Genomic DNA, 22182 nt, shown 5'->3' with positions numbered 1-22182 from the left:
GGCAAGGCGACGAACGGCCCTCAAACCGTTATGGCGGATCCTGTTGACATTATTCTGTTTGGCCCGTGTGATCCTTAGTTGTACGTATGTACCGTGCGGCTCGTTCTTAGACGGCGGTCTGGATCCGAGGCGGGATGAGCAGGAGACGCGAGGTCGACTCGCTGGCCGAGAGATACGTTCTCGGCAGTCCGGGGTGTCTTGCCGTCGTCCGGCTGTTCGTGGGCATCGTCCTGCTGATGGTCGGGAACTTCGCCTTGAGCGCCACGGTGGACGAGGTCGAGGCCACCCGGCACGCCGCCCGAGGCGACGGTGTCCTGGGGGTGTTCACCGCCCACTCCAGGTCGTGCTCGCGAGGCGAATGTTCCTGGAACGGCACGTTTCGGGCCAGCGGAGACCGACGCGTGATCGTCGACCGGACTCAGTTGCGGGGCGATGATCACCGTTCCGTCTCCGCCGGGGATGCGGTTCCCGCCCTCGACGTCGGCTCGCGGGACTTCGTCCACATGGTCGGCGGAACACCAGAGTGGGACGAGGCATTCGGCGCGGGATTCGCCGCCATCCTCATCGGGGGCATGGGGGCGGGTTTGATCGCCTGGGTGCTGTGGGGTGTGCAGCGAACCCGGCCTGCTCGCTCGGCGCGTCGGGAGATGAGAGGCCAAGGCCGTTCCGCGGTGCGCGACCCTGTCGGCCGAGACCGGTGGGGGTGGTCGGCCTGGCCTGGCAGGTCCACGGTCCGGACGAAGATGGCCAGGTCCTGGGGGAGGACCGTGGCGGTGGCGGCCACCCTGATCCCGCTGGGTGCGGTGACGCCGCTTCTATATGCGGTTTGGATCACCGGCCAGGAGAGGACCACATTGGTCGAGTCGATCGCCCGTTCGTGGTCGCTGGTCCTCATGGCCGTCATGGTGACCGTCGTGATCCAGACGCTCCGACTGGTTCTGGTGCGGCCGCGGATGTGGGTGACCGAAGACGAGATCGTCATCTGGGACGGGCTGCTGCTGTGGAAGGTGCTGCGGATTCCACGTACCAGCGTCGTGGAGGTCCGCCATGACAGTGAGCCAGGTCGATGGCAAGAGGAGGAAGAGGCGGCCCATCTGACGCCGTTCGGGGCGGAGGTCAACCTCGTCCTGCGGACGCGGGACCTCGTCCGGCTCCCCGCGCGGCGGCTGCGGTGGGGGAACTGGTTCTGGGTCATGCTGTGCTCGAACGGCCCGGGGTCGCGTCCGACGATCCCTCAGCGAGGTCGTCCGGTCCGCTCGCTGTGGCTTCGGGTCAAGGAGCCGCGCAGGGTGGCCACCGACCTCGATCGCTGGCTGGTGGACGAGGAGACGACACCATCGCCGCAGCTCGCATCGGTCGATCACGCCTATTACGGCAGGCTTCGCACGCACCACGGCGTCGGGAGCAAGCGCCTCAAGATCAAGGGACGGCTCGCCCAGCCGGTGCTCGCCGAGTTCGCGACCGAGGGCCCCGGCTCGCTGAGGGTCTCCCTTCGGCGTACCGAGTTCGGCGCTGGAACCCCGGTGATCACGTGCCGTCCCGATACTCCGCCCGCCACCGCCGTCCTGGACGACCGCTGGGTGGCGGAGGAGGTGCTCACCAACCGGTTCCTTCATGTCGAGGCCGAAGGGCCCTGGACCATCACGATCGGCGGCCCGGAGCGGTCGCGCTCGTTCGCCCGCTCGGCCACGGGTTACGGGGCCGAAGTGCTCACGTACAAGGGCCCACCTGGGATTGCTGTTCTGACGTGCCCGGGCGGAGAGTTTCACGAGGTCCATCTGCGCGGACCCGACCTGGCCGGGCTCTACGGCCGCAGGCCGGTGGTGTCCGCGGGTGCGCTCGGGCCGAAGCCGGGAGATGGGTGCTCGGCGCCGAATCGGAGCACGTTCGCCGTTCCGTCGGGGGCGGTGCTCCAGGTCAGGACCGACAGGGCCGAGTGGCGGATCGACGTGGCGCCACTGGAGCAGGCCGATGTGGGTTCCCTGGGGCATTCCAGGGGCGAGGACGGCATACCTGTGCCTCTCACCGGCCATGTCAGGCCGTTCGAGGGATCCATCGCGGGCGATCGTGCCGCAGTCGTCCGTTACCTGGGACCACCGGGGCGCGTGCTGTTCCGCGGAGGGGGCGGCTGCGGCCTCGTGCACCTCGGCGCCACTCTCGTCCCCTTGCAGACGCTCGTGCTCCCGCCCAGAGACCAGGAGTTGGAACTCAGGTCCCACAGGCTCCTCCAGATCACCGGGGGCTCCGGCACCTGGTCCATGGAAGAAGCCCACGCCGGACCGGTGGACGCCGCAAGCGGCGCCGACCGGGCCCGTTGAAGCGCCCCGCTTCGCACTGATCTCTATTCGGCCGTGGCGAGGATCTCCGCGAGGGCGCGGACGGCCGCCTCGGCGTCAGGGCCTTCGGCCTGGAGGGTGACCGTGGAGCCGGCGGTCGCGCCGAGGCCCAGGAGAGCGAGGATCCCGGCGGCGTCGACGGTGCGGTCCTGGTGGCGGAGGGTCACCGAGGAGAGGAACCGCGCGGCGGCCTGGGCCAGGTGGCCGGCGGGCCGGGCATGCAGATGGGCGGGCAGCACGACGTCCGCGGCGGACGTGGTCACGGTGGGGTCAGAGCTTGCCGGCATGGCGGGCCTCCTCGGCGGCGGTGACGACGGTCTTGAGATCGGCCGTGGCCGCCAGGACCGCGGCGGCGACGGCGCCCTCCACGAAGGGCGCGTCGGCCATGATCACGGTCGGGGCGGAATGGTCGGTCAGGACGGCGCGCGTGGTGAGCACCGAACTGCCCAGGTCGGCCAGCACCGCGACGCCGGCCCCCCGGTCGGCCGCGGCGATCGCCTTGCGGACCTTCTCGTAACTCGTGCCGATCCTGCCGTCGTCGGTGCCGCCGGCGGGCTGGACGGGCACGTCCTCCGGTGCGACCTGGCGGACGAGGTCCGCCAGCCCGTCGGCGAGTTGGGCGCTGTGCGACACGAGTACGATGCCAACTGGTTGCTGCATGAACAGAGACTCTAGATTCCGGAACGCCGTTCAGCAATACCGAACAAGTGGGTAGTTGATGATCCAGTCTGTGCAACGGGCCGTGGCCATCCTCCGGGAGCTGGCGGGCGGAGGCCGGCGGCTGGGCGTCACCGAGCTGGCCGACCGGCTCGGGGTCGCCAAGCCGACCGTGCACGCGATGCTGCGCACGCTGGAGGCGGAAGGCCTGGTCGTGCAGGACCGCGAGTCCAGCCGCTATGCCCTCGGCCCGGGGCTGGTACTGCTCGGCAACGCCTACCTGGACGGGCACGAACTGCGCACCCGCTCCCTCACCTGGGCCGACCGGCTGGCCGTGCAGACCGGTGAGGCGGTGTGGGTCGGCGTGCTGGCCAGCGACCACGTCCTGATCGTCCATCACGCGTTCCGGCCCGAGGGGGCCGTGCAGATTCTGGAGGTCGGGGCCAGCATCCCCTGGAACACGTGCGCGCTGGGCAAGGCCATCGTCGCCTTCGAGGCCGAGGCCGTCGAATCCGGGTTGCTCGGCGGCGAGCTCGCCGTGCTGACCGGCGCCAGTGTGACCTCGCCCGAGCTGCTCGCCGAGCAGCTCGCGGACGTCCGGCAGCGGGGATACGCAGTGGAGGACCAGGAGTCCGCGCTGGGCGAAGCGGCGATCGCCGCCCCGGTCGTGGACCGGTCGGGGCAGATCGCGGGCGCCATCGGCGTGGTCGGACCGGTCGAGCGGCTGCTGGCCGAGGGGCGGCTGGAGGAGTCCGCGGTGGCGGTCCGGGAGACCGCGCGCAACCTGTCCCGTGACCTGGGCGCGGGCCGCGGCCTGCTCCGGCGCGCCGCAGGCTGAGCGTCCTCCCCTCCATGTGACCCTTGACACACCCTCCCGCCTCCTTTAAGTTCCGTTCAACGTTCATCAATGATGAACGCTGTTCCGACCTGTCTTGAGGAGGTGAGCCGCCGGGCGGCACCGTCGGCCGGCGGGGGAACCATGGAAGAGAACAGTCGCCCGCAGAAACTCCTCGCAGAGGTGCTCGGCACCGGGATGCTCGTGTTCATCGGGGTCGGCTCGGTGCCGGCCACCCTCATCTTGGGCGGCGACGCGCCGTTCACCATGGCCCAGCTCGGGATGATCTCCCTGGCCTTCGCCACCGCCGTCATCGCGGCCGTCTACATGATCGGCCACATCTCCGGCTGCCAGATCAACCCGGCGATCACACTCGCCCTCGCCGCGACCGGGCGGATGCCGTGGCGCGAGGTGCCCGGCTACCTGCTCGCCCAGCTCGCCGGGGCGGTGCTCGGCAGTGCGGCCATCGTCGGCGTGCTCGGGCACAAGGCGATCGACACCGGCCTCGGCATCGCCGCGTACGGCACGGGCGTCGGCCCCGGCCAGGCCTTCACCGCCGAGGCCATCGGGACGTTCCTGCTCGCCCTGGTCGTGTTCGGCGCGATCGACCGCCGCGCACCCGGCGGGTTCGCGGGCATGGCGATCGGCCTGGCGGTCTTCGCCATCATCATCCCGGTCGCCCCGGCCACCGGCGCCTCGATCAACCCGGCCCGCACCCTGGGCCCGATGCTGGTCGGCCAGGCCGGCGGCACGACCGTCCACTGGGACCAGCTGCCCGTCTACCTGGCCGCGGAGATCGTCGGCGCGGTCGTCGCCGGGCTCGTCTACGTCGCCGTGCTCAACCGGCCGCCACGCCCGCGGCACGTCCGGCAGACCGCGGCCGACAAGGAGGCACTGGCGTCATGAAGAAGTTCATCAACGCTCCCGACACCGTTCTGAAGGACGCACTGGCCGGGGTGGCCGCCGCGCATCCCTCGCTGTCGGTGGACACCGTCAACCGGGTGATCATCAGGGCGGAGGCGCCCCGCGCCGGCAAGGTCGCGCTGATCTCCGGCGGCGGCTCCGGCCACGAGCCCCTGCACGGCGGTTTCGTCGGCACGGGGATGCTCGACGCCGCCTGCCCCGGCGAGGTCTTCACCTCCCCGGTGCCCGATCAGATGCACACCGCGGTCAAGGCCACCGACGCCGGCGGCGGGGCGGTGTTCATCGTCAAGAACTACACCGGCGATGTGCTGAACTTCCAGCTCGCCACCGAGCTCGCCGAAGACGACGGCATCGAGGTCCAGACGGTGCTCGTCGACGACGACGTGGCCGTGCAGGACTCCACCTGGACCGCGGGACGGCGCGGTACCGGCGCCACCCTGTTCGTCGAGAAGATCGCAGGAGCGGCCGCCGAGCAGGGCGCCGACCTCGCCGCGGTCGCCGACCTCGGCCGCCGGGTCAACGCCGCCTCCCGCTCCTTCGCCGTCGCCCTGACCGCCTGCACCACCCCCGGTGCGGGCAGGCCCGGCTTCGACCTGCCCGACGACGAGATGGAGGTCGGCGTCGGCATCCACGGCGAACCGGGCCGCAGCCGGGAGAAGGTGCGCCCCGCCCGCGAGATCGTCGCCTCCGCCCTCGACGCCATCCTCGGCGACCTCCCGCCCAGGAGCGGCACACCGGCCATCGTCATGGTCAACGGCCTGGGCGGCACACCGCTGATCGAGCTCTACCTGCTGTACGGCGAGGTCGCCGCGCAACTCGCCGAGCGCGGCGTGCACATCGCCCGCAGCCTCGTCGGCGACTACGTCACCAGCCTCGACATGGCCGGTGCGTCCTTCACCATCTGCCAGGCCGACGGGCGGATGCTGGATCTCTGGGACGCCCCGGTGAACACCCCGGCCCTGCGCTGGGGCACCTGACCCGATGACCCCGGTGGGGTGCGGCCCGTCCCAGCGGGCCGCACCCCGCCTCGCCGCCCCAGCCGCTGCACGAAGCCGTGCCGGCTCCCCACACCAAGGAACCATCGTGGACACCCTTTTCGACAGCGACACCGCCCTCACCTGGGTGCGGGCCATCGCCGCGGCGATCGAGCGCGACGCCGACCACCTGACCCAGCTCGACTCGGCCATCGGCGACGCCGATCACGGGATCAACATGCGGCGCGGCTTCGACGCCGTCCTCGCCGCCCTCGACGGGCCGGACTTCGGCACACCCGGCGAGGTGCTGGTGAAGACCGGAACGACCCTGATGTCCACCGTCGGCGGGGCGGCCGGTCCGCTGTACGGCTCGGCGTTCCGCGCGGCCGGCAAGCAGCTCACCACGCCCGACGTGACGGCCGACCGGCTCCTCGCCGGCCTGCGCGCGGGCGCGGAGGCCCTGCAGCGGCTCGGCGTCGCCCGGCCCGGCGACAAGACCATGATCGACGCATACCTCCCCGCCGTCGACGCCTTCGCGAAGGCCACCGAGGGCGGCTCCACCCTGGCCGAGACAGCGAGCGCGGCCGCCGACGCGGCCGAGGAGGGAATGCACGCCACCATCCCGATGATCGCCCGCAAGGGCCGCGCGTCCTACCTCGGCCCCCGCAGCGAGGGCCACCAGGACCCAGGGGCCACGTCCATGGCCCTCGTCTTCCGCGCCCTCGCCCAGGCGGTGAGGCCATGACGACGGGGACGACGACGCTCATCGGCGAAGTCGCGGCGCCGGGGACGGCACTCGGATTCGCGCACCGCACCGACCGGCCGGCCGAGGCGTCCCTGCCGCGGCGCGGAGCGGGCGATCCGGTACGGCGCATCACCGACGCGTTCGCGGCCGTCGCCGCGGACCTCGCCCGGCTGGCGGAACGGCTGCGCACCCGCGGCCGGCCGCACGACGCCGACATCATGGAGGTCACCGGGTACATCGCCCGCGACCCCGATCTCCTCGCGGCGGCGGTACGGCGGGCCGAGCAGGGCGTCCCGGCGACCGTGGCGATCAGGCAGGCCGTCACCTGGCACGCCGACGCGATCGCCGCACTCGACGATCCGATCCTCGCCGAACGGGCCGCCGACGTTCGCCAGGTCGGCCGGCGGGCGCTCGCCTGGCTCGACGGCCGCGCGTCGCACATCACGGCGGGACCACTCGTGCTCGTCGCGCAGGAGATCGGCGCAGCCGACCTGCTCGACGCCGACGCGCCGATCGTCGCCGCTCTCTCGGTGACCGGTGGTCCGAACTCGCACGCCGCCATCGTCGCCCGGTCGCTGTGCATCCCCCTCCTGGTCGGCATCGATCCCGCCGTCCTGGATCTGGAAGACGGCGTCGAACTGCTCATCGATGGCGAACACGGACGCATACAGCTCGACCCGCCCGCCGCAGAGCGGGAGGCCGTGCTGGCGCAACTGGCGCACGTCCGGGCCCTGCAAGAGGCCTACGCCTCCGAACGTGACCAGCCCTGCCGCACCGCCGACGGCCACGAGGTGACACTGCGGGCCAACATCGCCACCCCCGACGAAGCGCGGGCAGCGCTTGAAGTCAAGGCCGACGGCATCGGACTGCTCCGCACCGAACTGCCCTTCCTCGACGCGACCCGGTGGCCGACACAAACCCTCCACACCCGGGCCCTGCTACCGATCCTCGCCAAGCTCGCGGGCGAGCCGGTGACCGTGCGCACGCTCGACTTCGCCGACGACAAGCTGCCGCCCTTCCTCGCCCACGAGCGCGAAGGGGAACGGATCGCCCGGTGGCTGCCGGAGATGCTCGCCGTCCCGGACGCCCTCGGCGCCCAGTTCCGCGCCATCCTCAGCGCCGCGCCCGCCGGCACCGAGCTGCGCATCATGATCCCCATGGTCGCCGACCTCGCCGAACTGCACGCCTGCCGGCGTCTCCTGCACGAAGCCGCCGCGGCCATCGCCGTGCCGCCGCCCCCGCTCGGGATCATGATCGAACTCCCGCAGGCCGTCGAGCGCGCCCACGAGCTGACGGCGGCCTCGGAGTTCGTCTCGATCGGCACCAACGACCTCACCGGCCAGATCCTCGGCCTCGACCGCCGCGACCCCGCCGCCGGGCCCGCGATGACGGCCCATCCGCGGGTGCTGACGGCGATCGCCCGTGCCGTCCGGGCAGCCCACGGCCATGGCCGCACGGTGTCGGTCTGCGGTGACGCCGCCGCGCACCCGCTGGTCTTCCCGCTGCTGCTCGGCCTCGGCGTCGACATCCTCTCAGCGGCCCCCGCCGGCGTTGACGAGATCCGCCACCGCATCCGCCGGCTCCGCATCGCCGACTGCATGGACATGGCCAAAGCAGCGCTGGAGTGCGACACCGTCCAGCAGGCATGGACCCTGGTCCGCGAACGCACTCAGGACGGGGCCTAGCGACGGGAGAACTCGGCCCTGACCTTGCTCGACCAGATGAACGGCTGGGTGCCGAGCCAGATCAGGCCCAGGAGCATGAGAGGGGCGATGAGGGGGGCGTTGTGGTCCGAGTCCAGGTCCAGGCCCGACCCTGCCAGCTCGTAGACGGGCACGATCCAGACCAGGGCCACCAGGCCTTCGACGAGCACGACCACGGTGAGCAGGGCATGGCGGGCGGGCGGGTTCGTCACCCGTCGGGCGAGCGACGGGTTCACCGCGGCGAAGGCGAGCATGAACGCGAGCGTGCTCAGCACCCAGGAGATCTCGAATCCGACGTTGGGCTCGATGACCGAGACCCTGCCGGACCGTCGGTACGCGAACAGGACGAGGGCTTCCACGTGCAGGCCGCCGAGGATCGCGGACACCAGGGCGAGGACGAGCGCCGGCCTGTGCGGCAGGAACCACAGCCCGCACATGAGGATGAACGCCACGACCACGGGCAGCAGCACTATGAGCACGTCGTTCGTGTACAGCTCGATGGGTGGCTCTTCGCTGGTCCCCTTCCACGGCCCGGCCAGGAAGGCCAGGGCGGCGAGCGCGGTGCACAGGAGGGCGGCTCTGACGAGGGCCGTCCGATAGCGCGGCGGCGGGACGTCGCTGGTGGGCGGGTGGAGCAGCGCGGTGCGGGGCGGCCGTTGAGGGACGCGCGGTCCGGCGTCGGCAGCGGTCTCGGCGGTGGGGTCCAGGACGGCGTTGAGCAGGTCGCGGACCTGGGCGGGGGAGAGCCGTTCGTCCGGGTCCTTGCGCAGCAGGCCGTTCAGGGCCTGGGCCAGCGGGCCTCCGCACCGGGGCGGGGGCGGCTGCCGGGTGGCGATCGCGACGAAGACGGCCCCATGGCTGGGCCCGTCGAACGGACGGCGGCCCTCGACCGCCGCGTACAGGGTGGCGGCCAAGGACCACAGGTCCGAGGCCGGGGTGACGGCCTTGCCCTCCACCTGTTCGGGCGACATGTAGGCGGGCGTGCCCAGCACCATGCCCGAACGGGTGATGGTGACGTCGCCTTCCAGCGCCGCGATGCCGAAGTCGGTGAGGAGGACCCGGTCGCCTTCGAGGAGCACGTTGGCGGGCTTGACGTCGCGGTGGACGACGCCCTGCGCGTGGGCGGCCGAGAGGGCGTCCAGCATCGCGAGCCCGATCGCGGCGACCTGGCTCTGGGGGATCGCCTTCCGCTCGGCCAGCAGCTGTTCGAGGGAACGGCCGCGGACCAGCTCCATGACGATCCAGGGACGGCCGTCGTCGCCCATCACCCGGTCATAGACGGTGACGATGCCGGTGTGCCTCAGCCGGGCGGCGGCGCGGGCCTCGCGTTCCATCCGGGCGTACCAGACGCGCCGCTCCTGGTCGGTGACCTGTTCGGGCACCCGGAGCTCCTTGACGGCGACCTCGCGGTCGAGGTCGACGTCATGGGCGCGCCACACCGAGCCCATGCCGCCCTGGCCGATCCGGCCGAGATTCCTGTACCGGCCCGCCAGTACCCCGTCACCGTCCCAGCCCATGATCGGAATCTATCGGTGCGGAACGCCCGGGAGAAGGCGATCCCGACAACTGTCAGACATCTGTGTCTGTATGGCCGCTTGGTGTGCCCTTCCCTGAGGTGCCGGGGTCAGGCCGGGCGCAGGAGCATCACGTCGTGGGCGGCGAGGCGCAGGGTGGTGAACGGGCCGGCGCCGGACAGCTCGTCGCGCATCGGCCCCGGCAGTTCGACCGCGGCCTCGGTGGACCCGTGGTTCAGGACGACGTAGCGAAGGCCGTCCGCCGACCGCCGGGCCCGCGCCTGGACGCCCTCGGGGAGTCCCGGCAGGACGGGGCCCACGCCGGCCTCCTCGCGGACACGGTCGAGGAGGGCGCGCATCGTCTCCGGGGCGGGGCTGGTGGCGAGGTACCAGGCGGTGCCCCGGCCCAGGCGGTTCCGGGTGACGGCCGGCCCGCCGGCGAGGGCGCCGGTGGTGAAGGACGCGACGGCCTCGGCGCCCTCCAGGACGACCTCCTCGGTCCAGACGCCGCCCGCGCCCTCGGACAGCCCGACCTGCTCGTCCTCGGCGAGCGGCCAGAACTCCTCGACGCGCAGGCCGAGCGTCCGCCGGAAGGGCGCCGGGTAGCCGCCCAGGTGGACGCGGTCGCAGGGGTCGACGATCCCGGAGAAGAACGACATGACCAGGGTGCCGCCCTCCTCGACGTACCGTTCCAGGTTGCGCCCGGCCTCCTCGGAGACCAGGTAGAGGTTCGGCAAGAGGACGAGCGGGTAACCGGACAGGTCCGCGTCGGGACGCACGACGTCGCAGGCCACGCCGGCGTCGTACAGCGGACGGTGGCAGGCCCAGGCCGCGTCGAGGAAGCGCAGGTCCGAGCTCGGGTGGGCCTCGCCTTCGAGCGCCCACCAGCTCGGCCAGTCCAGCACGATCGCGGCACCGGCCCGGGGCGCCCGCGCGCCGGCCAGGACGCGGGCGGCGGCCAGTTCCCGGCCCAGCCCGCGCACCTCGCGGAAGGTCCGGGTGGACGGGCCGCCGTGCGGGACCATGGCGGAGTGGAACTTCTCCGCGCCGCCCCGGGACTGCCGCCATTGGAAGAACATGATCGCGTCCGCGCCGTGCGCCACGGCCTGCCAGCTCCACAGCCGCATCGTCCCAGGCGGCTTGGCCGCGTTGCGGGGCCGCCAGTTGACCGCGCTCGGCGCCTGCTCCATCAGCAGCCACGGCTGCCCGCCGCGCAGTGAGCGCATGACGTCGTAGTTGAAGGCGACCTTGGCCGCCGCGTCCGGATCGGCCGGGTCGGGGTAGGCGTCGTAGGCGACGGCGTCGACGTGCGGCGCCCACGTCCACAGGTCGACCGGACGCAGCGACGGCGGGAAGTTGGTCGTCACCGGGACGTGCGGCGTGACGCGTTCCAGGACCTCCTTCTCGACGAGGTAGCAGGCGAGCAGTTCGTCGGAGGTGAACCTGGCGTAGTCGAGGTTGTGCGCGGGGTTGCGGAACGGCGCCGGCGAGCGGGGCGGCAGCACCTCCTCGAACGAGCCGTACCGCTGCGCCCAGAAACTCGTCGACCAGGCGTCGTTGAGCTCCTCGACGGAGCCGTACCGGGCTTCCAGCCACCGCCGGAAGGCCGCCGCGGACACCTCGCAGTGGCACGGGATGACGTTGCCGTACTCGTTGCCGACGTGCCACATCGCCAGCGCCGGATGCCCCCCGTAGCGGACGGCGACCTCTTCGGCCAGGCGGGCGGCGTGCTCCCGGTAGACCGGGCTGGACGGGCAGTAGTGCTGCCGCCCGCCCGGCGTGATCGTCCGCCCGTCCGCCCGGACGGTGAGCATCTCCGGATGGCGGGCGGTCAGCCAGGGCGGCGGCGACGCCGTCATGGTCGCCAGGCAGGCCGCGACGCCGCCGCCCGCCAGCCGGTCCAGGACGCGGTCGAGCCATCCGAAGTCGTACTCCCCGGGCCGTGGCTCGACCGACGCCCACGAGAAGATGCCGACGCTGACCAGGGAGACGCCGGCCTCCTTCATCAGCCGGACGTCGTCCTCCCAGACCTCCTCCGGCCACTGCTCGGGGTTGTAGTCGCCGCCGTAGGCGATGCCGAGGCGGTCCCGCAGCCGGGTGATCATGTCCATTCCGTGCTTCTCCTTGGCGTGGTCCGGAGGAGGGGCGGTCATCGCTGCGGGTCGATCCTCTCCAGCGGCAGCCAGAGCCGCAGCCCGCCGCGCTGGGTCGCGATGCCGGCGTCCGGCACCGCGCGGCCGTAGACCCGGACGTCGGAGATGGATCCGTGGAAGCGGTAGACGCCGTCGAGGCGCTGGCCGACGTGGATCCCGTCGATGGTGAACTGCTTTCCGAGGGTCACCGACCCGCCGGGGTCGGCCGCGGACGCGGCCTGCCCGTCGACGCTCAGGGTGAGCTTCCCGCCGGAGCGCCGCAGGACGACCTCGTGCCACTGACCGTCGTTGTAGGCCTGCGCCGTGTCGACCACGACCTGGCCCCGCTCGGTCTGGATCACGCCGCGGATGCGGTGGCTCGCCGGCTCGGCCCGCAGCCAGATCTGCGGCGCGCCGCCGCCGACCCGGTACGCCCACAGGATCGTGCGGGTCCCGCCGGTGTCGGCGTAGCGGACGCGCGCCGCCCAGGTGAAGTCGCCGTCGTCCAGGTCCAGCGACCTGTTCCATGGCACCTGGACGAAGTCGTCGACGCCGTCGAACTCGCCCGGCGTGTTCATACCGCCCCGGACGTATCCGTTGTTCTCGTGCCCGGACCAGTCGGGTGTCGTCGGGCCGGGCTCCGGCGGCTTCGGCAGCCCCGGAGGAGTCCCGTTGGGCGTGTCCAGGTAGACCTGGTTGAACTCGGCGAAGCGGATCGACTCGTAGGGGGACGTCCGCCCGGCCTCGTACATCAGGCCGATGCGGCCGCCGCCGAGGTCGGCCATGTCGGAGTAGGCGGACGGACCCCAGTAGATGACCTTGCCGACCTTCTGCCAGTTCCGCCCCTCGTCGGACGACGAGCGGACCGCCATGACCTCGCGGGTGACGGGGTGGGCCGGGACCGACAGCAGGAGCCTGCGCCCGACCGGGAGCACCGAGCCCTGCACCTTGGGCGCGTCCAGCCTCGGCAGGGTGCGGAACGGCGCGTCGAAGGTCGCGCCGCCGTCGCTGCTGGTCGCGGTGTTCCGGTTGCCCGGGTCGGTTCCGGTGTTGTCGCGCGCGTTGACGTAGATCCGGCCGTCGGGCAGCTCGGCGGCGCTCAGCTCGCCGGGGCTGACGTCGTTGGACGTACGCGTGTCGTCCGCGCCGATCTTCCAGGTGACGCCGCCGTCGTCGCTGTAGTTGAGGTGGCCGCCCTGTGGTCCGCCCTTGGGGGCGCCGCCGTCGCCCTCGTGGTTGGCCGGGAGGATGAGGCGCCCCGCGTGCGGGCCGTGCCGCAACTGGATGGCGTGCCCGGGCCCGGTGGCGTACCAGGAGTTCCACTCCGGCTTGACGATCTGGTCGGTGAGCTCGCGCGCCGCCGACCAGGTGGCGCCTTCGTCGTCGCTGTACTGCACGAACGGGTGCCGGACGGTGTCGTCGGCGCCGGGGTTGTAGGTCGTCACGAGGACGATCCGGCCGGTGCGGCGGTCCACGACGGGGGCGGGGTTGCCGCGGGTGTCGCCGTCGCCGGGCAGCACGACCTGGAGCGGCCCCCATGTGCGGCCGCCGTCGGTGGAGCGCCGCAGCACCAGGTCGATGTCGCCGGCGTCGCCGCAGCCGTTCACTCGCCCTTCGGCGAAGGCGAGCAGGGTGCCGTCGAGTGCCTTGACGATCGCGGGAATGCGGAAGCAGAAGTAGCCCTCGGTGCGCTGGGCGAAGATCACCTGTTCGGAGAACTCCGGTGCGGTCGGGGACGCTTCCGCCGCCGTGCCGGTGGCGGTGCACGCGAGCGCGGTGACGACCGCCGCCGCGGCGGCGGTCGTCCGGCGCAGGGACATGCTGAAGGGGGCCATGCCGGCCTCGCAATCGAAGGGGGGTGCCCGGCGGATTCCACGCCGTTCGTGGGTCAGATGAGGGCGGCTTCGGAGAGGTAGGTCTTGACGCGGGAGATGTCGTCGTCGTCGAGCGGGATCTGCGGGAGGGCGGTCGTCGGATGGTCGATGACGCCGCGCAGGAAGAGCGCGGCCTTGAAGGCGCCGAGCGCCGAGGAGCTGCGGCCCATGTGCGGGCCGCCGACGTGCACCAGCCGGAAGAGGCGGAACAGGCGCTCCTGCTCGGCGCGCGCGGTCTCCCAGTCGCCGCGCGCGGCGGCCTCGTAGAGCCGGACATAGCCGTGCGGGTCCACGTTGCCGAGGCCGGGGACGACGCCGTCCGCGCCCATCCAGAGGGCCGCGTCGACGGTGAGCTCCGAGCCGGTCAGCACCGCGAACGACCGCAGGCCGCGGTCGCGGCGGCCGATGATCACCTCGCGGAGACCGGCCTCGTCACCGCTGGAGTCCTTGAGGCCCGCGAGCACGCCCTCGGCGGCCAGGTCCAGCAGCAGGTCCGCGGTGAGCTTGCTGTGCACCGACACCGGCAGGTCGTAGGCGTACAGCGGAACGTCCGCGGCCTCCGCGACCGTCCGGAAGTGGACGGCGATCTCGGCGGGATGGGTGCGGGTGTAGAACGGCGCGGTGGCCACGACGGCGTCCGCGCCCGCCTCGGCCGCCGCGCGCGCGTGGTCGGCGACCCGGGGCGCGGTCATGTCGATCACTCCGGCCAGCACCGGCACCCGTCCCGCGACATGGCCGAGCACGGTGTCCAGGGCGGTCCTGCGGTGCCGGTCGGGCAGGAACGCGGTCTCCGACGAGGAACCGAGCACGAACAGCCCGTGCACCCCGCCGGCGAGCAGATGGTCGACCAGCCGGGTCAGCGACGCGGTGTCCACCTCCCGGTCGGGGGTGAGCGGGGTGCACACCGGGGGGACGACGCCGGACAGCGGTACCGCGTTGGTCATGAACGCTCCTGTGCTTGGTGGATCAGTTCGCGGTCCGTCGCACCGGCGCGGACCGGGTGATGGCAGCGGAAGAGGCCGTCATCGTCCCGCTCCGCCGCGGGCATCTCGGCGGCGCAGCGGTCGTCGGCCTTCCAGCACCGGGTGCGGAAGGGGCAGCCGCTGGGCGGGCGGGTCGCGGACGGCACCGGGCCGGCCAGGGGGATCGGGTCGATGGGGGAGAGCAGGCCGGGCGTGGCGGAGAACAGCGCCCGGGTGTAGGGGTGGCGCGCGGCGTCCGGGACCGCCTCGGCCGCGGACTGCTCCACGATCCGCCCGAGGTACATCGTCACGACCCGGTCGCTCATCCGGCGCACCGTCTGGATGTCGTGCGAGACGAACACCATCGCCAGCCCGAACCGCCGCTTCAGGTCCTCCAGCAGGTTGAGGATCTGCGCGCGGACCGACACGTCCAGCGCGCTGGTCGGCTCGTCGGCGACCAGCAGCCGCGGCCGCAGCGCGAGCGCGCGGGCGATCGCGACGCGCTGGCGCTGCCCGCCGGACAGCTGCCCGGGCAGCAGGTCGGCGGTGCTCGCGGGCAGCCCGACCAGGTCGAGCAGCTCGCGGACCCGCTCGTCGCGCTCGTCCCGGGTGCCGGCGCGGTGGACGTCGAGCGGGTCGCGCAGCACCTGCCGGACCGGCAGCCTGCGATTCAGCGCGGTGGACGGGTCCTGGAAGACCATGCCGACGTTCGTGCCGATGGCGGTGCGGCGCTCGCCGCCCGGCATCGCCCAGACGTCCCGGCCCTCGAACCGGACCGCGCCCGCGGTCGGGCGCTGGAGCCCGACCAGGACCTTGGCCAGCGTGGACTTCCCGCAGCCCGACTCGCCGACGATGCCGACGGTCTCGCCGGGCGCCACGGTGAGGTCCGCCCCGGTGAGCGCGTACACGCGGTCGCGGGCGAGCAGGCCGCCGGAGCGCGCCTTGTGGACGACGTGCACGTCCGCCAGCTCGACCAGCGCGTTCGTCGTCATGATGCCTCCGGGGGGTCGGCCGGCGCGAGGGCCGCGCCGGCGGGCGCGGGAGCGGTGATGTCGGCCGCCGGGTGGTGGCAGGCCACCGCGTGCCGGTCCTCCCGCCCCTCCAGCGCGGGCGTCCGGGTGCGGCAGATCCCGGTCGCGGCCGGGCACCGGTCGGCGAACCGGCAGCCGGACGGGAAGTCGGCGGGGGAGGGCACCACACCGCGGATCTGGGCCAGCCGCTCGGCTCCGGACTCCATCGACAGCACCGAGCCCAGCAGGCCGCGGGCGTAGTGGTGCGCGGGCGCGCCCACCAGCGCGGACGTCACCCCGGTCTCCACGATCCGGCCGCCGTACATCACCGCGACGCGGTCGGTCACGTCGGCGACCAGGGCCAGGTCGTGCGAGACGAGGATCAGCGCGAAGTCCAGCTCGGCGCGCAGCCGCAGCAGCAGCTCGATCACCTGGGCCTGCACGGTGACGTCGAGCGCGGTGGTCGGCTCGTCCGCGATGATCAGCTTGGGGTCGCGGGAGAGGGCCATCGCGATGAGGACGCGCTGGCGCTGGCCGCCGGACAGCTCGTGCGGGTAGGACGAGAGCGTGCGGCCGGGGTCGAGCCCGACCAGCTCCAGCAGCTCCGCCGGGCTGCGCCGCCCGCCGCGCCGGACGACCTGCTTGAGCTGGGCCCTGATGGTCATCGCCGGGTTCAGCGAGGACAGCGCGTCCTGGTAGATCATCGCCATCTCGTGGCCCAGCAGCCGCCGCCGCGCGGACCGCGGCAACCGCAGCAGGTCCTTGCCGGCGAACCGCACCTGGCCGCCGACGCGGGCGCCGCGCGGCTGCAGGCCCATGATGGTCAGCGCGGTCAGCGACTTGCCGCAGCCGGACTCGCCGACCAGCCCGAGCACCTCGCCCGGGCGGACCTCGAAGGTGACTCCGTCGACGACGTTCACGCCGTCGTGGCGGCCTTCGAAGCCGATGGTGAGGTTCTCCACGCTGAGGGCCGGGCGGCCCTCGGGAAGCGGACGGGCCCGCTCCGCCAGGCGCCGGGCGGCCTCCGCGAGGCCGGGCAGCTCGGTCACCCGGCCGGTGGCCGGCGCGTCCGGGGCCGTGTCGTCCCCGCCGGGCTTCGGCTCCGCGCGCTCGGAACGCCCGGCGCCCCGTTCGGCGGGCGCGGCCCACGCGTCGGAGATCCGCTCGGCGAGGATGTTGAGGGCGAGGACCGTGACCAGGATCAGCAGGCCGGGGAAGACGGTGCCCCACCAGCCGCCGAGGAGCACCAGGCTCCGGCCGTCGGCGATGACGCTGCCCCACGAGGGGTCGGGCGGGCGCACGCCGGCGCCGATGAAGGACAGGGACGCCTCGAAGACGATCGCGTCGGCCACCATCACCGTGCAGAACACCAGCACCGGGGCGGCGCAGTTGATCGCCACGTGCCGGCTCAGGATGTGCGGCGCGCGGGCGCCGATGACCCGCTCGGCGGCGACGTAGTCCTCCCCGTACTGGGACAGCACGTTCGCGCGGACGACGCGGGCCACGGCCGGGGTGTTGAGGAAGGCGATCGCCAGCACCAGCACCGGGATGCCGCCGCCGAACACCGCGACCAGCACGGCGGCCAGCGCGATGCCGGGGAAGGCCAGGATCACGTCCAGCACCCGCATGATCGTCTCGTCCGCCCACCGGGGCGAGGTCGCGGCGACGGCGCCGACGACGGCCCCGCACGCCAGGGCGACGGAGGTGGCGCCGAGGCCGATGACGAGGGACCAGCGCGCCCCGTACAGCAGGCGCGAGAAGATGTCGCGGTTGGCGCTGTCCAGGCCCATCCAGTGGGACGGGCTCGGGCCGCCGCCCGCGGCCTCCTGTACGTACGGCGAGTGCGGCGCCAGCACCGGCGCGAGCACCGCGGCGATCGCGATCACGACGATGATGCCCAGGGAGACCCAGGCGGCCGGGCCGAGCCGGCGGAAGCCGACGCGTCGGCTCGACAGTCTTTCCGCAAGTCCGCGGCGCATCAGGCGGCGCTCCTCAGCCGGGGGTTGACCAGGAGGTAGAGCAGGTCGATGACGAGGTTGACCACGACGAACCCGGTCGCGATGGTGAGCACGACGCCCTGGACGACGGCCGGGTCGCCGTTGCGCACCGCGTTGATCATGAGCTGGCCCATGCCGGGCAGCGCGAAGATCGTCTCGATCACGACCGCGCCGCCGAGCAGGTAGCCGATCCGCAGGCCGAGGACGGTGAGCGGGGTGATCAGCGCGTTGCGCAGCACGTTGCGGCCGACCACGACGATCGGCGGCAGCCCGCTGCCGATCGCCGTGCGCACGTAGTCCTTGTCGAGCTCCTCCACCATCGAGGTGCGGATGATCCGGGTGAGGTACGCGGCCACCGGCAGTGACAGCGCCAGCGCCGGCAGGGTGAGCGAGCGCAGCCAGCCGCCCGGCGAGTCGGCCGGGTTGACGTAGCCGCTGGTGGGGAACCAGCCGCGGTCGACCGCCAGGTACTGGATCATCAGCAGCGCCAGCCAGAACGCCGGCGCGGCCACGCCGACCAGCGACACCAGCCGGACGAGCTGGTCCGGCCAGCGGTCCCGGAAGAGCGCCGCGGTCACGCCGAACACCACGGCCAGCCCGATCGCGATCAGCACGCCGAACGCGGTGAGCTGGAGCGTCAGCGGCATCGCCGTGCTGATCGAGGTGCGCACCGGCGCCTTCGTCAGCGCGCTCGTCCCCATGTCACCGTGGAGAAGGTCGCCGACGAACCGGATGTAGCGCAGCGGCAGCGGGTCGAGCAGCCCGTTCTCCACCTGGAACTGGTGGATCTGCGCTTGGGTGGGGTTGGCGCCCTGGAAGTAGGCGTACTCCGGCTTGTTGTCGGAGAACCGCATGACGATGAACACGAACAGGACGACGCCCAGCAGCAGCGGTACGAGTATGAGGACGCGGCGCACCAGCATTCTGGCGATCGATGCCACGGAGGCCTCCTGGGAGTCGGGCGGGACGCCTGGAAGGGGCGTCGAGAGGGCTCGTCCGGACGCGGGCGTCCGGACGCCGGTCGCGGATGCGGCGCGCGGTCAGACCCGCTTCGCCTGGAGCAGGGTGACCCCGGGGTAGGCCTGCGCCCGGACCCCGGTGAGCTTCTTGGGGTTCCACGCGGTCATCAACTCGGTGTGCACGACCGGGTAGAGCACGGCCTGCTCGGCGATGACGTCGATGTACCGGTGCACGAGCGCCAGCTTCTTGTCGCGGTCCGGCTCCTGGATGGCCTTGTCCATCTGCTCGAAGAGCGACTTGGCCTGCGAGCTCTTGTCCCACTTGGTGTACTTCATCCAGGTGCCGCCGGGCGTGTAGTTGTACCGCAGGATCAGGTCGGCGTCGAGGCCGAACTGGTTGGGGTTCGAGGCGGCCGCGACCACCTGGTACGACTGCGACTGGTCCATCTTCGTGAACAGCGCGCTGGTGTCCTGCGGCTCCAGCGAGGTCTTCACACCGATCGCGTTCCAGGAGTTGGCGATCGTCGGCAGGCAGTCGGCGACCCAGCTCACGTTGACCGCCATGAGGTTCACCGACAGGTTCTTGACGCCCGCCTCGGCGAGGAGCGATTTGGCCTTGTCCGGGTTGTACTCGTAGACCGTCTTGGCCTTGGCGTACGACGGGTTCTCCTGGTTGAGGAAGCTGGTGGCCGGGGCGCCGTGCCCCTTCAGCGCGACGTCGATCATCTTCTGCGTGTCGATCGCGTAGAACAGGGCCTGGCGGACCCGCACGTCGTCGAACGGCTTCTGGGCGGTGTTGAACATCAGGAACATGTGGTTCATGCCCTTGCCGCCGCTCACGGTCAGCCCCTGCTTGCTCAGCTGGTCGATGTTGGCGTACGGCACGTTGTCGGCGATCTGGGCCTCGGCGCCGCCGCCGGAGATCTTCGCGACGCGGGCGGAGGCCTCCACGATGGACAGCCAGTTCATCTTCTTGATCGCCGGCTTGCGCGGGCCGTTGTAGCCGGCGAACGCCTCGAAGGTGGTGTTGGACTTCGGGTGGTGCGCGGTCATCTTGTACGGCCCGGAGCCGACCGCCTTGCCGTTCTTCGCCGCGTCCCAGGCGCCCGGGGCGCCGAAGACGTGCTTGGGCATGATCTTGGCGATGGTCAGCCGCGGCAGCGCGTCCGGGAAGGGGAACTTGAAGACGAGCTCGACGCTGGTGTCGTCGACCTTGCGGACCTCCTTCAGCCAGCTCCGGAAGAAGGAGGAGGCCAGGGTCGAGGGGTCGAGCGCGCGGTCGAAGGAGAACAGCACGTCGTCCACCGTGACCGGCTTCCCGTCGTGCCACTTGGCGCCCTGCCGCAGCGTGAACTTCCACGTGGTGGCCGAGGTGTCGGCCGGGAGCGCGGTGGCCAGCGCAGGGTACGGCGCGCGGGTGATGGGGTCGGTGTCCACCAGCCCCTCGTAGATGTGGTTGTTGCCGGCCATCGCGAAGGCCGACGCGGTCATGCTCGGGTCCCAGGTCTGGTCGTTGCCGTAGCCGATGACCACGGTGACGAGGTCGCTGTCGCCGCCGGCGCCGGCCGAGCCGGTCGAGGCGGGTCCGCTGCAGGCGGCGATCGTGCTGGAGATAACGGCCGCAGCGCTCAACGTCCCGCTGTAGCGCAGGAAGTCACGGCGGCTGAGGGGTGGGCGACGGGCACTCACGGTGTCTCCTGATGGGTGCGGCCGGGCTCGGGGTGGAATCGGAGGGAGGACGTCCCACGTCCTATAACCTGCTAGCGTTGGACATTAGAAGTCCGTTCGGCGCGAAGTCAAGAGCTGATGAGCAGGAGAACCCCCGTGACGCTGCGAGACGATCGCCGCGGCCCCGCCGCGCCCGCCACGCCCGCTCCCGCCCGGAGACGGCGCCCGAGCCGGGCACTGGAGGTGCAGGAGGCGGTCAAAGAGATCATCGTCCGGCGCGGACTGGCCGCCGGGGACCCGCTGCCGACCGAGACCGAGCTCATGGAGGAGCTCGACACCGGGCGCAACTCGGTGCGCGAGGCGCTGAAGGCGCTCCAGGCGGTCGGCATCGTCGACATCCGCCACGGCTTCGGCATGTTCGTCGGCCAGATGTCGCTCAGCGGCCTGGTCGACGAGCTGGCCTTCCACAGCCGGATCTCCCCGCAGGACGAGCCGAACCACCTCGCCCACCTCACCGAGATCCGCGAGGTCCTGGAGAACGGGCTCGCCTCCCGCCTGATCGACCGGCACGGCGGCGCCCTGGAGGAGCTGCTCGGGCCGGTCCGCGAGGTGGTCGAGCAGATGGAGGCCGAGTCGCTGGTCGGCGCGGTCGCGCCCGAGACCGACCGGCGGTTCCACGACCTGCTGTACCGCCCGCTCGGCAATCCGCTGGTCGGCCGGCTGCTCGGCGCGTTCTGGCAGGTCTACTACCAGCTCAGCGACGACCTGGGCACCCCCGACGAGAGCCCCGAGTACGTCGCCCGCAAGCACCGCGACATCTACACCGCCGTGATCGAGCAGGACCGGGCGGCCGTCGAGGCGGCGATGAGCGCGCACTTCGCCGGCATCCGGACCCGGCTCGACCGGCTCCGCGGCGCCTGAGCCCCCGGCGGGGAGGCCCTCTTTCCCACCCCGGAAGGGAGATCATGCCGATCGATCCCGTCGTCCGCGCGAGACTCGGCTCGGTCACCGCCGACGTGCCGCTGCACGCGGCCCTCCAGGATGTGACGGCCGGGTACCGGATGCCCGAAGTGAAGATCGAGGAGACGGCGATCGACGGCCCGCGGGGTCCGATCCGCATCCGCCTCTACCGTCCGGACGGCGCCGCGTCCCCCTGTCCCGGGCTGCTGTGGCTGCACGGCGGCGGCTGGGCCCGAGGCGACCTGGACATGCCGGAGGCGCATGTCGTGGCCGCCGAGCTGGCCGCCCGCCCGGGCGCGGTCGTCGCCTCCGTCGAGTACCGGCTCGCCGCCGGGGCCAGCCGCTATCCGGTGCCGCTCGACGACGTCCACGCCGCGTGGCGGTGGTTCACCGGGGCCGCCGCGGAACTCGGCGCCGATCCGAGGCGCCTGGCGATCGGAGGCTGCAGTGCCGGCGGGAACCTCGCCGCCGGAGCCGCCGCCCGGGCCCGGGACGAAGCGGACACCCTGCCCTCGGCGCTCCTGCTCGCCTATCCCTTCCTGCATTTCCCCGTGCCCGCGCCCCCCGGCGGCCTCATCGACGACCTCGTGTCCCTGCCGGAACGGCTGCGGTTCACCGCCGAGACCGTCCTGTCCCTGACACACGGCTATGTGGGACGCGTGTCGGGCATCCCGGCCCACGCCATGCCCGGCAACGGCGCCGTCGGCGGACTGCCCCGCACCTTCATCGTGCTGAGCGAGATCGACGAACTGCGCCCGTCCGGGGAGCTGTTCGCCCGCCAGCTCCGAGAGTGCGGCATCCCCGTCGAGACCATGACCGCGCGGGGCCTGCCGCACGGGCACCTCAACCTGGCACCCGTCGACGCGCTGCCCGAGATCCGCCGTTCGATCGACTTCCTCGGGTCCGCGCTCGCCTGAGACCGCCGCCGCCGC

At 72.3% G+C, this 22182-nt stretch carries 18 protein-coding genes; 8 read left to right on the top strand and 10 right to left on the bottom strand.

Annotated elements, in window-relative coordinates; all coding sequences use genetic code 11:
* Nucleotides 1–134 precede the first annotated feature (134 nt).
* Nucleotides 135–2318: a hypothetical protein gene (locus ACQPZP_RS33655; protein WP_433473722.1), complete on the top strand. Its 2184-nt coding sequence runs from the start codon at nt 135–137 to the stop codon at nt 2316–2318.
* Between the two features lie 23 nt (nt 2319–2341).
* Here ACQPZP_RS33655 and ACQPZP_RS33650 read toward each other — a convergent pair whose 3' ends face one another.
* Complete coding sequence (locus ACQPZP_RS33650) at nt 2342–2623, bottom strand: HPr family phosphocarrier protein (RefSeq protein WP_433473721.1); 282 nt, start codon at nt 2621–2623, stop codon at nt 2342–2344.
* The gene (gene dhaM, locus ACQPZP_RS33645) at nt 2607–2996 is read right to left on the bottom strand and encodes a dihydroxyacetone kinase phosphoryl donor subunit DhaM (RefSeq protein ID WP_433473720.1); all 390 of its coding nucleotides are present in this window, start codon (nt 2994–2996) and stop codon (nt 2607–2609) included. The genes ACQPZP_RS33650 and dhaM overlap by 17 nt, the downstream gene beginning before the upstream one ends.
* 70 nt (nt 2997–3066) lie before the next feature.
* Here dhaM and ACQPZP_RS33640 point away from each other — a divergent pair, with 70 nt between their 5' ends.
* The 5 genes from ACQPZP_RS33640 (at nt 3067) to ACQPZP_RS33620 (ending at nt 8156) form a co-directional block, all read left to right on the top strand.
* Nucleotides 3067–3831: an IclR family transcriptional regulator gene (locus tag ACQPZP_RS33640; RefSeq protein WP_433473719.1), complete on the top strand. Its 765-nt coding sequence runs from the start codon at nt 3067–3069 to the stop codon at nt 3829–3831.
* 141 nt (nt 3832–3972) lie between these two features.
* Nucleotides 3973–4734, top strand: a complete 762-nt coding sequence (locus tag ACQPZP_RS33635; protein ID WP_433473718.1) for an MIP/aquaporin family protein — start codon at nt 3973–3975, stop codon at nt 4732–4734.
* Complete coding sequence (gene dhaK, locus ACQPZP_RS33630) at nt 4731–5729, top strand: dihydroxyacetone kinase subunit DhaK (protein ID WP_433473717.1); 999 nt, start codon at nt 4731–4733, stop codon at nt 5727–5729. The genes ACQPZP_RS33635 and dhaK overlap by 4 nt, the downstream gene beginning before the upstream one ends.
* A gap of 106 nt (nt 5730–5835) precedes the next feature.
* Nucleotides 5836–6471 carry a dihydroxyacetone kinase subunit DhaL gene (gene dhaL / locus ACQPZP_RS33625; protein ID WP_433473716.1) on the top strand — a complete coding sequence of 212 codons (636 nt, stop codon included), beginning with the start codon at nt 5836–5838 and terminating at the stop codon, nt 6469–6471.
* Complete coding sequence (locus ACQPZP_RS33620) at nt 6468–8156, top strand: putative PEP-binding protein (protein ID WP_433473715.1); 1689 nt, start codon at nt 6468–6470, stop codon at nt 8154–8156. The genes dhaL and ACQPZP_RS33620 overlap by 4 nt, the downstream gene beginning before the upstream one ends.
* On the opposite strand, the gene ACQPZP_RS33615 is transcribed toward ACQPZP_RS33620, so the two are convergent.
* From ACQPZP_RS33615 to ACQPZP_RS33580, 8 genes are all read right to left on the bottom strand, one after another.
* Entirely contained in the window at nt 8153–9691 is a 1539-nt protein-coding gene (locus ACQPZP_RS33615) for a serine/threonine-protein kinase (RefSeq protein WP_433473714.1), read from the bottom strand. The genes ACQPZP_RS33620 and ACQPZP_RS33615 overlap by 4 nt on opposite strands.
* A gap of 107 nt (nt 9692–9798) precedes the next feature.
* Entirely contained in the window at nt 9799–11841 is a 2043-nt protein-coding gene (locus ACQPZP_RS33610; RefSeq protein ID WP_433473713.1) for a beta-galactosidase, read from the bottom strand.
* On the bottom strand, nt 11838–13655 hold the full coding sequence (locus tag ACQPZP_RS33605) for an exo-alpha-sialidase (protein WP_433473712.1): 1818 nt from the start codon (nt 13653–13655) through the stop codon (nt 11838–11840). The genes ACQPZP_RS33610 and ACQPZP_RS33605 overlap by 4 nt, the downstream gene beginning before the upstream one ends.
* A 53-nt stretch (nt 13656–13708) precedes the next feature.
* Nucleotides 13709–14638, bottom strand: coding sequence for a dihydrodipicolinate synthase family protein (locus ACQPZP_RS33600; RefSeq protein WP_433473711.1), 930 nt, complete (start codon nt 14636–14638; stop codon nt 13709–13711).
* Nucleotides 14635–15648: an oligopeptide/dipeptide ABC transporter ATP-binding protein gene (locus tag ACQPZP_RS33595; RefSeq protein ID WP_433473710.1), complete on the bottom strand. Its 1014-nt coding sequence runs from the start codon at nt 15646–15648 to the stop codon at nt 14635–14637. Before ACQPZP_RS33595 ends, ACQPZP_RS33600 begins: the two co-directional genes overlap by 4 nt.
* Entirely contained in the window at nt 15645–17645 is a 2001-nt protein-coding gene (locus ACQPZP_RS33590; RefSeq protein ID WP_433473709.1) for a dipeptide/oligopeptide/nickel ABC transporter permease/ATP-binding protein, read from the bottom strand. Before ACQPZP_RS33590 ends, ACQPZP_RS33595 begins: the two co-directional genes overlap by 4 nt.
* The gene (locus ACQPZP_RS33585) at nt 17645–18604 is read right to left on the bottom strand and encodes an ABC transporter permease (protein ID WP_433473708.1); all 960 of its coding nucleotides are present in this window, start codon (nt 18602–18604) and stop codon (nt 17645–17647) included. Before ACQPZP_RS33585 ends, ACQPZP_RS33590 begins: the two co-directional genes overlap by 1 nt.
* Nucleotides 18605–18703: 99 nt before the next feature.
* Entirely contained in the window at nt 18704–20311 is a 1608-nt protein-coding gene (locus ACQPZP_RS33580) for an ABC transporter substrate-binding protein (protein WP_433473707.1), read from the bottom strand.
* A 135-nt stretch (nt 20312–20446) separates the two neighbouring features.
* Here ACQPZP_RS33580 and ACQPZP_RS33575 point away from each other — a divergent pair, with 135 nt between their 5' ends.
* Nucleotides 20447–21211: a FadR/GntR family transcriptional regulator gene (locus tag ACQPZP_RS33575; RefSeq protein WP_433473706.1), complete on the top strand. Its 765-nt coding sequence runs from the start codon at nt 20447–20449 to the stop codon at nt 21209–21211.
* Nucleotides 21212–21255: 44 nt separating this feature from the next.
* Complete coding sequence (locus tag ACQPZP_RS33570; RefSeq protein WP_433473705.1) at nt 21256–22167, top strand: alpha/beta hydrolase; 912 nt, start codon at nt 21256–21258, stop codon at nt 22165–22167.
* Nucleotides 22168–22182 lie beyond the last annotated feature (15 nt).

The organism is Spirillospora sp. CA-142024, assembly GCF_050942325.1.
Taxonomy (GTDB): Bacteria; Actinomycetota; Actinomycetes; order Streptosporangiales; family Streptosporangiaceae; genus Spirillospora.
This window is presented reverse-complemented; position numbering and strand designations above follow the sequence as displayed.

Excerpts from the sequence above, each read along its gene's own strand:
- ACQPZP_RS33590 (WP_433473709.1), bottom strand. The coding sequence starts at position 17,645 with ATGCGCCGCGGACTTGCGGAAAGACTGTCGAGCCGACGCGTCGGCTTC.
- ACQPZP_RS33620 (WP_433473715.1), top strand. The coding sequence starts at position 6,468 with ATGACGACGGGGACGACGACGCTCATCGGCGAAGTCGCGGCGCCGGGG.
- ACQPZP_RS33650 (WP_433473721.1), bottom strand. The coding sequence starts at position 2,623 with ATGCCGGCAAGCTCTGACCCCACCGTGACCACGTCCGCCGCGGACGTC.
- ACQPZP_RS33610 (WP_433473713.1), bottom strand. The coding sequence starts at position 11,841 with ATGACCGCCCCTCCTCCGGACCACGCCAAGGAGAAGCACGGAATGGAC.
- ACQPZP_RS33635 (WP_433473718.1), top strand. The coding sequence starts at position 3,973 with ATGGAAGAGAACAGTCGCCCGCAGAAACTCCTCGCAGAGGTGCTCGGC.
- ACQPZP_RS33600 (WP_433473711.1), bottom strand. The coding sequence starts at position 14,638 with ATGACCAACGCGGTACCGCTGTCCGGCGTCGTCCCCCCGGTGTGCACC.
- ACQPZP_RS33655 (WP_433473722.1), top strand. The coding sequence starts at position 135 with ATGAGCAGGAGACGCGAGGTCGACTCGCTGGCCGAGAGATACGTTCTC.
- ACQPZP_RS33570 (WP_433473705.1), top strand. The coding sequence starts at position 21,256 with ATGCCGATCGATCCCGTCGTCCGCGCGAGACTCGGCTCGGTCACCGCC.
- ACQPZP_RS33615 (WP_433473714.1), bottom strand. The coding sequence starts at position 9,691 with ATGGGCTGGGACGGTGACGGGGTACTGGCGGGCCGGTACAGGAATCTC.
- dhaM (WP_433473720.1), bottom strand. The coding sequence starts at position 2,996 with ATGCAGCAACCAGTTGGCATCGTACTCGTGTCGCACAGCGCCCAACTC.
- ACQPZP_RS33605 (WP_433473712.1), bottom strand. The coding sequence starts at position 13,655 with ATGGCCCCCTTCAGCATGTCCCTGCGCCGGACGACCGCCGCCGCGGCG.
- ACQPZP_RS33595 (WP_433473710.1), bottom strand. The coding sequence starts at position 15,648 with ATGACGACGAACGCGCTGGTCGAGCTGGCGGACGTGCACGTCGTCCAC.
- dhaK (WP_433473717.1), top strand. The coding sequence starts at position 4,731 with ATGAAGAAGTTCATCAACGCTCCCGACACCGTTCTGAAGGACGCACTG.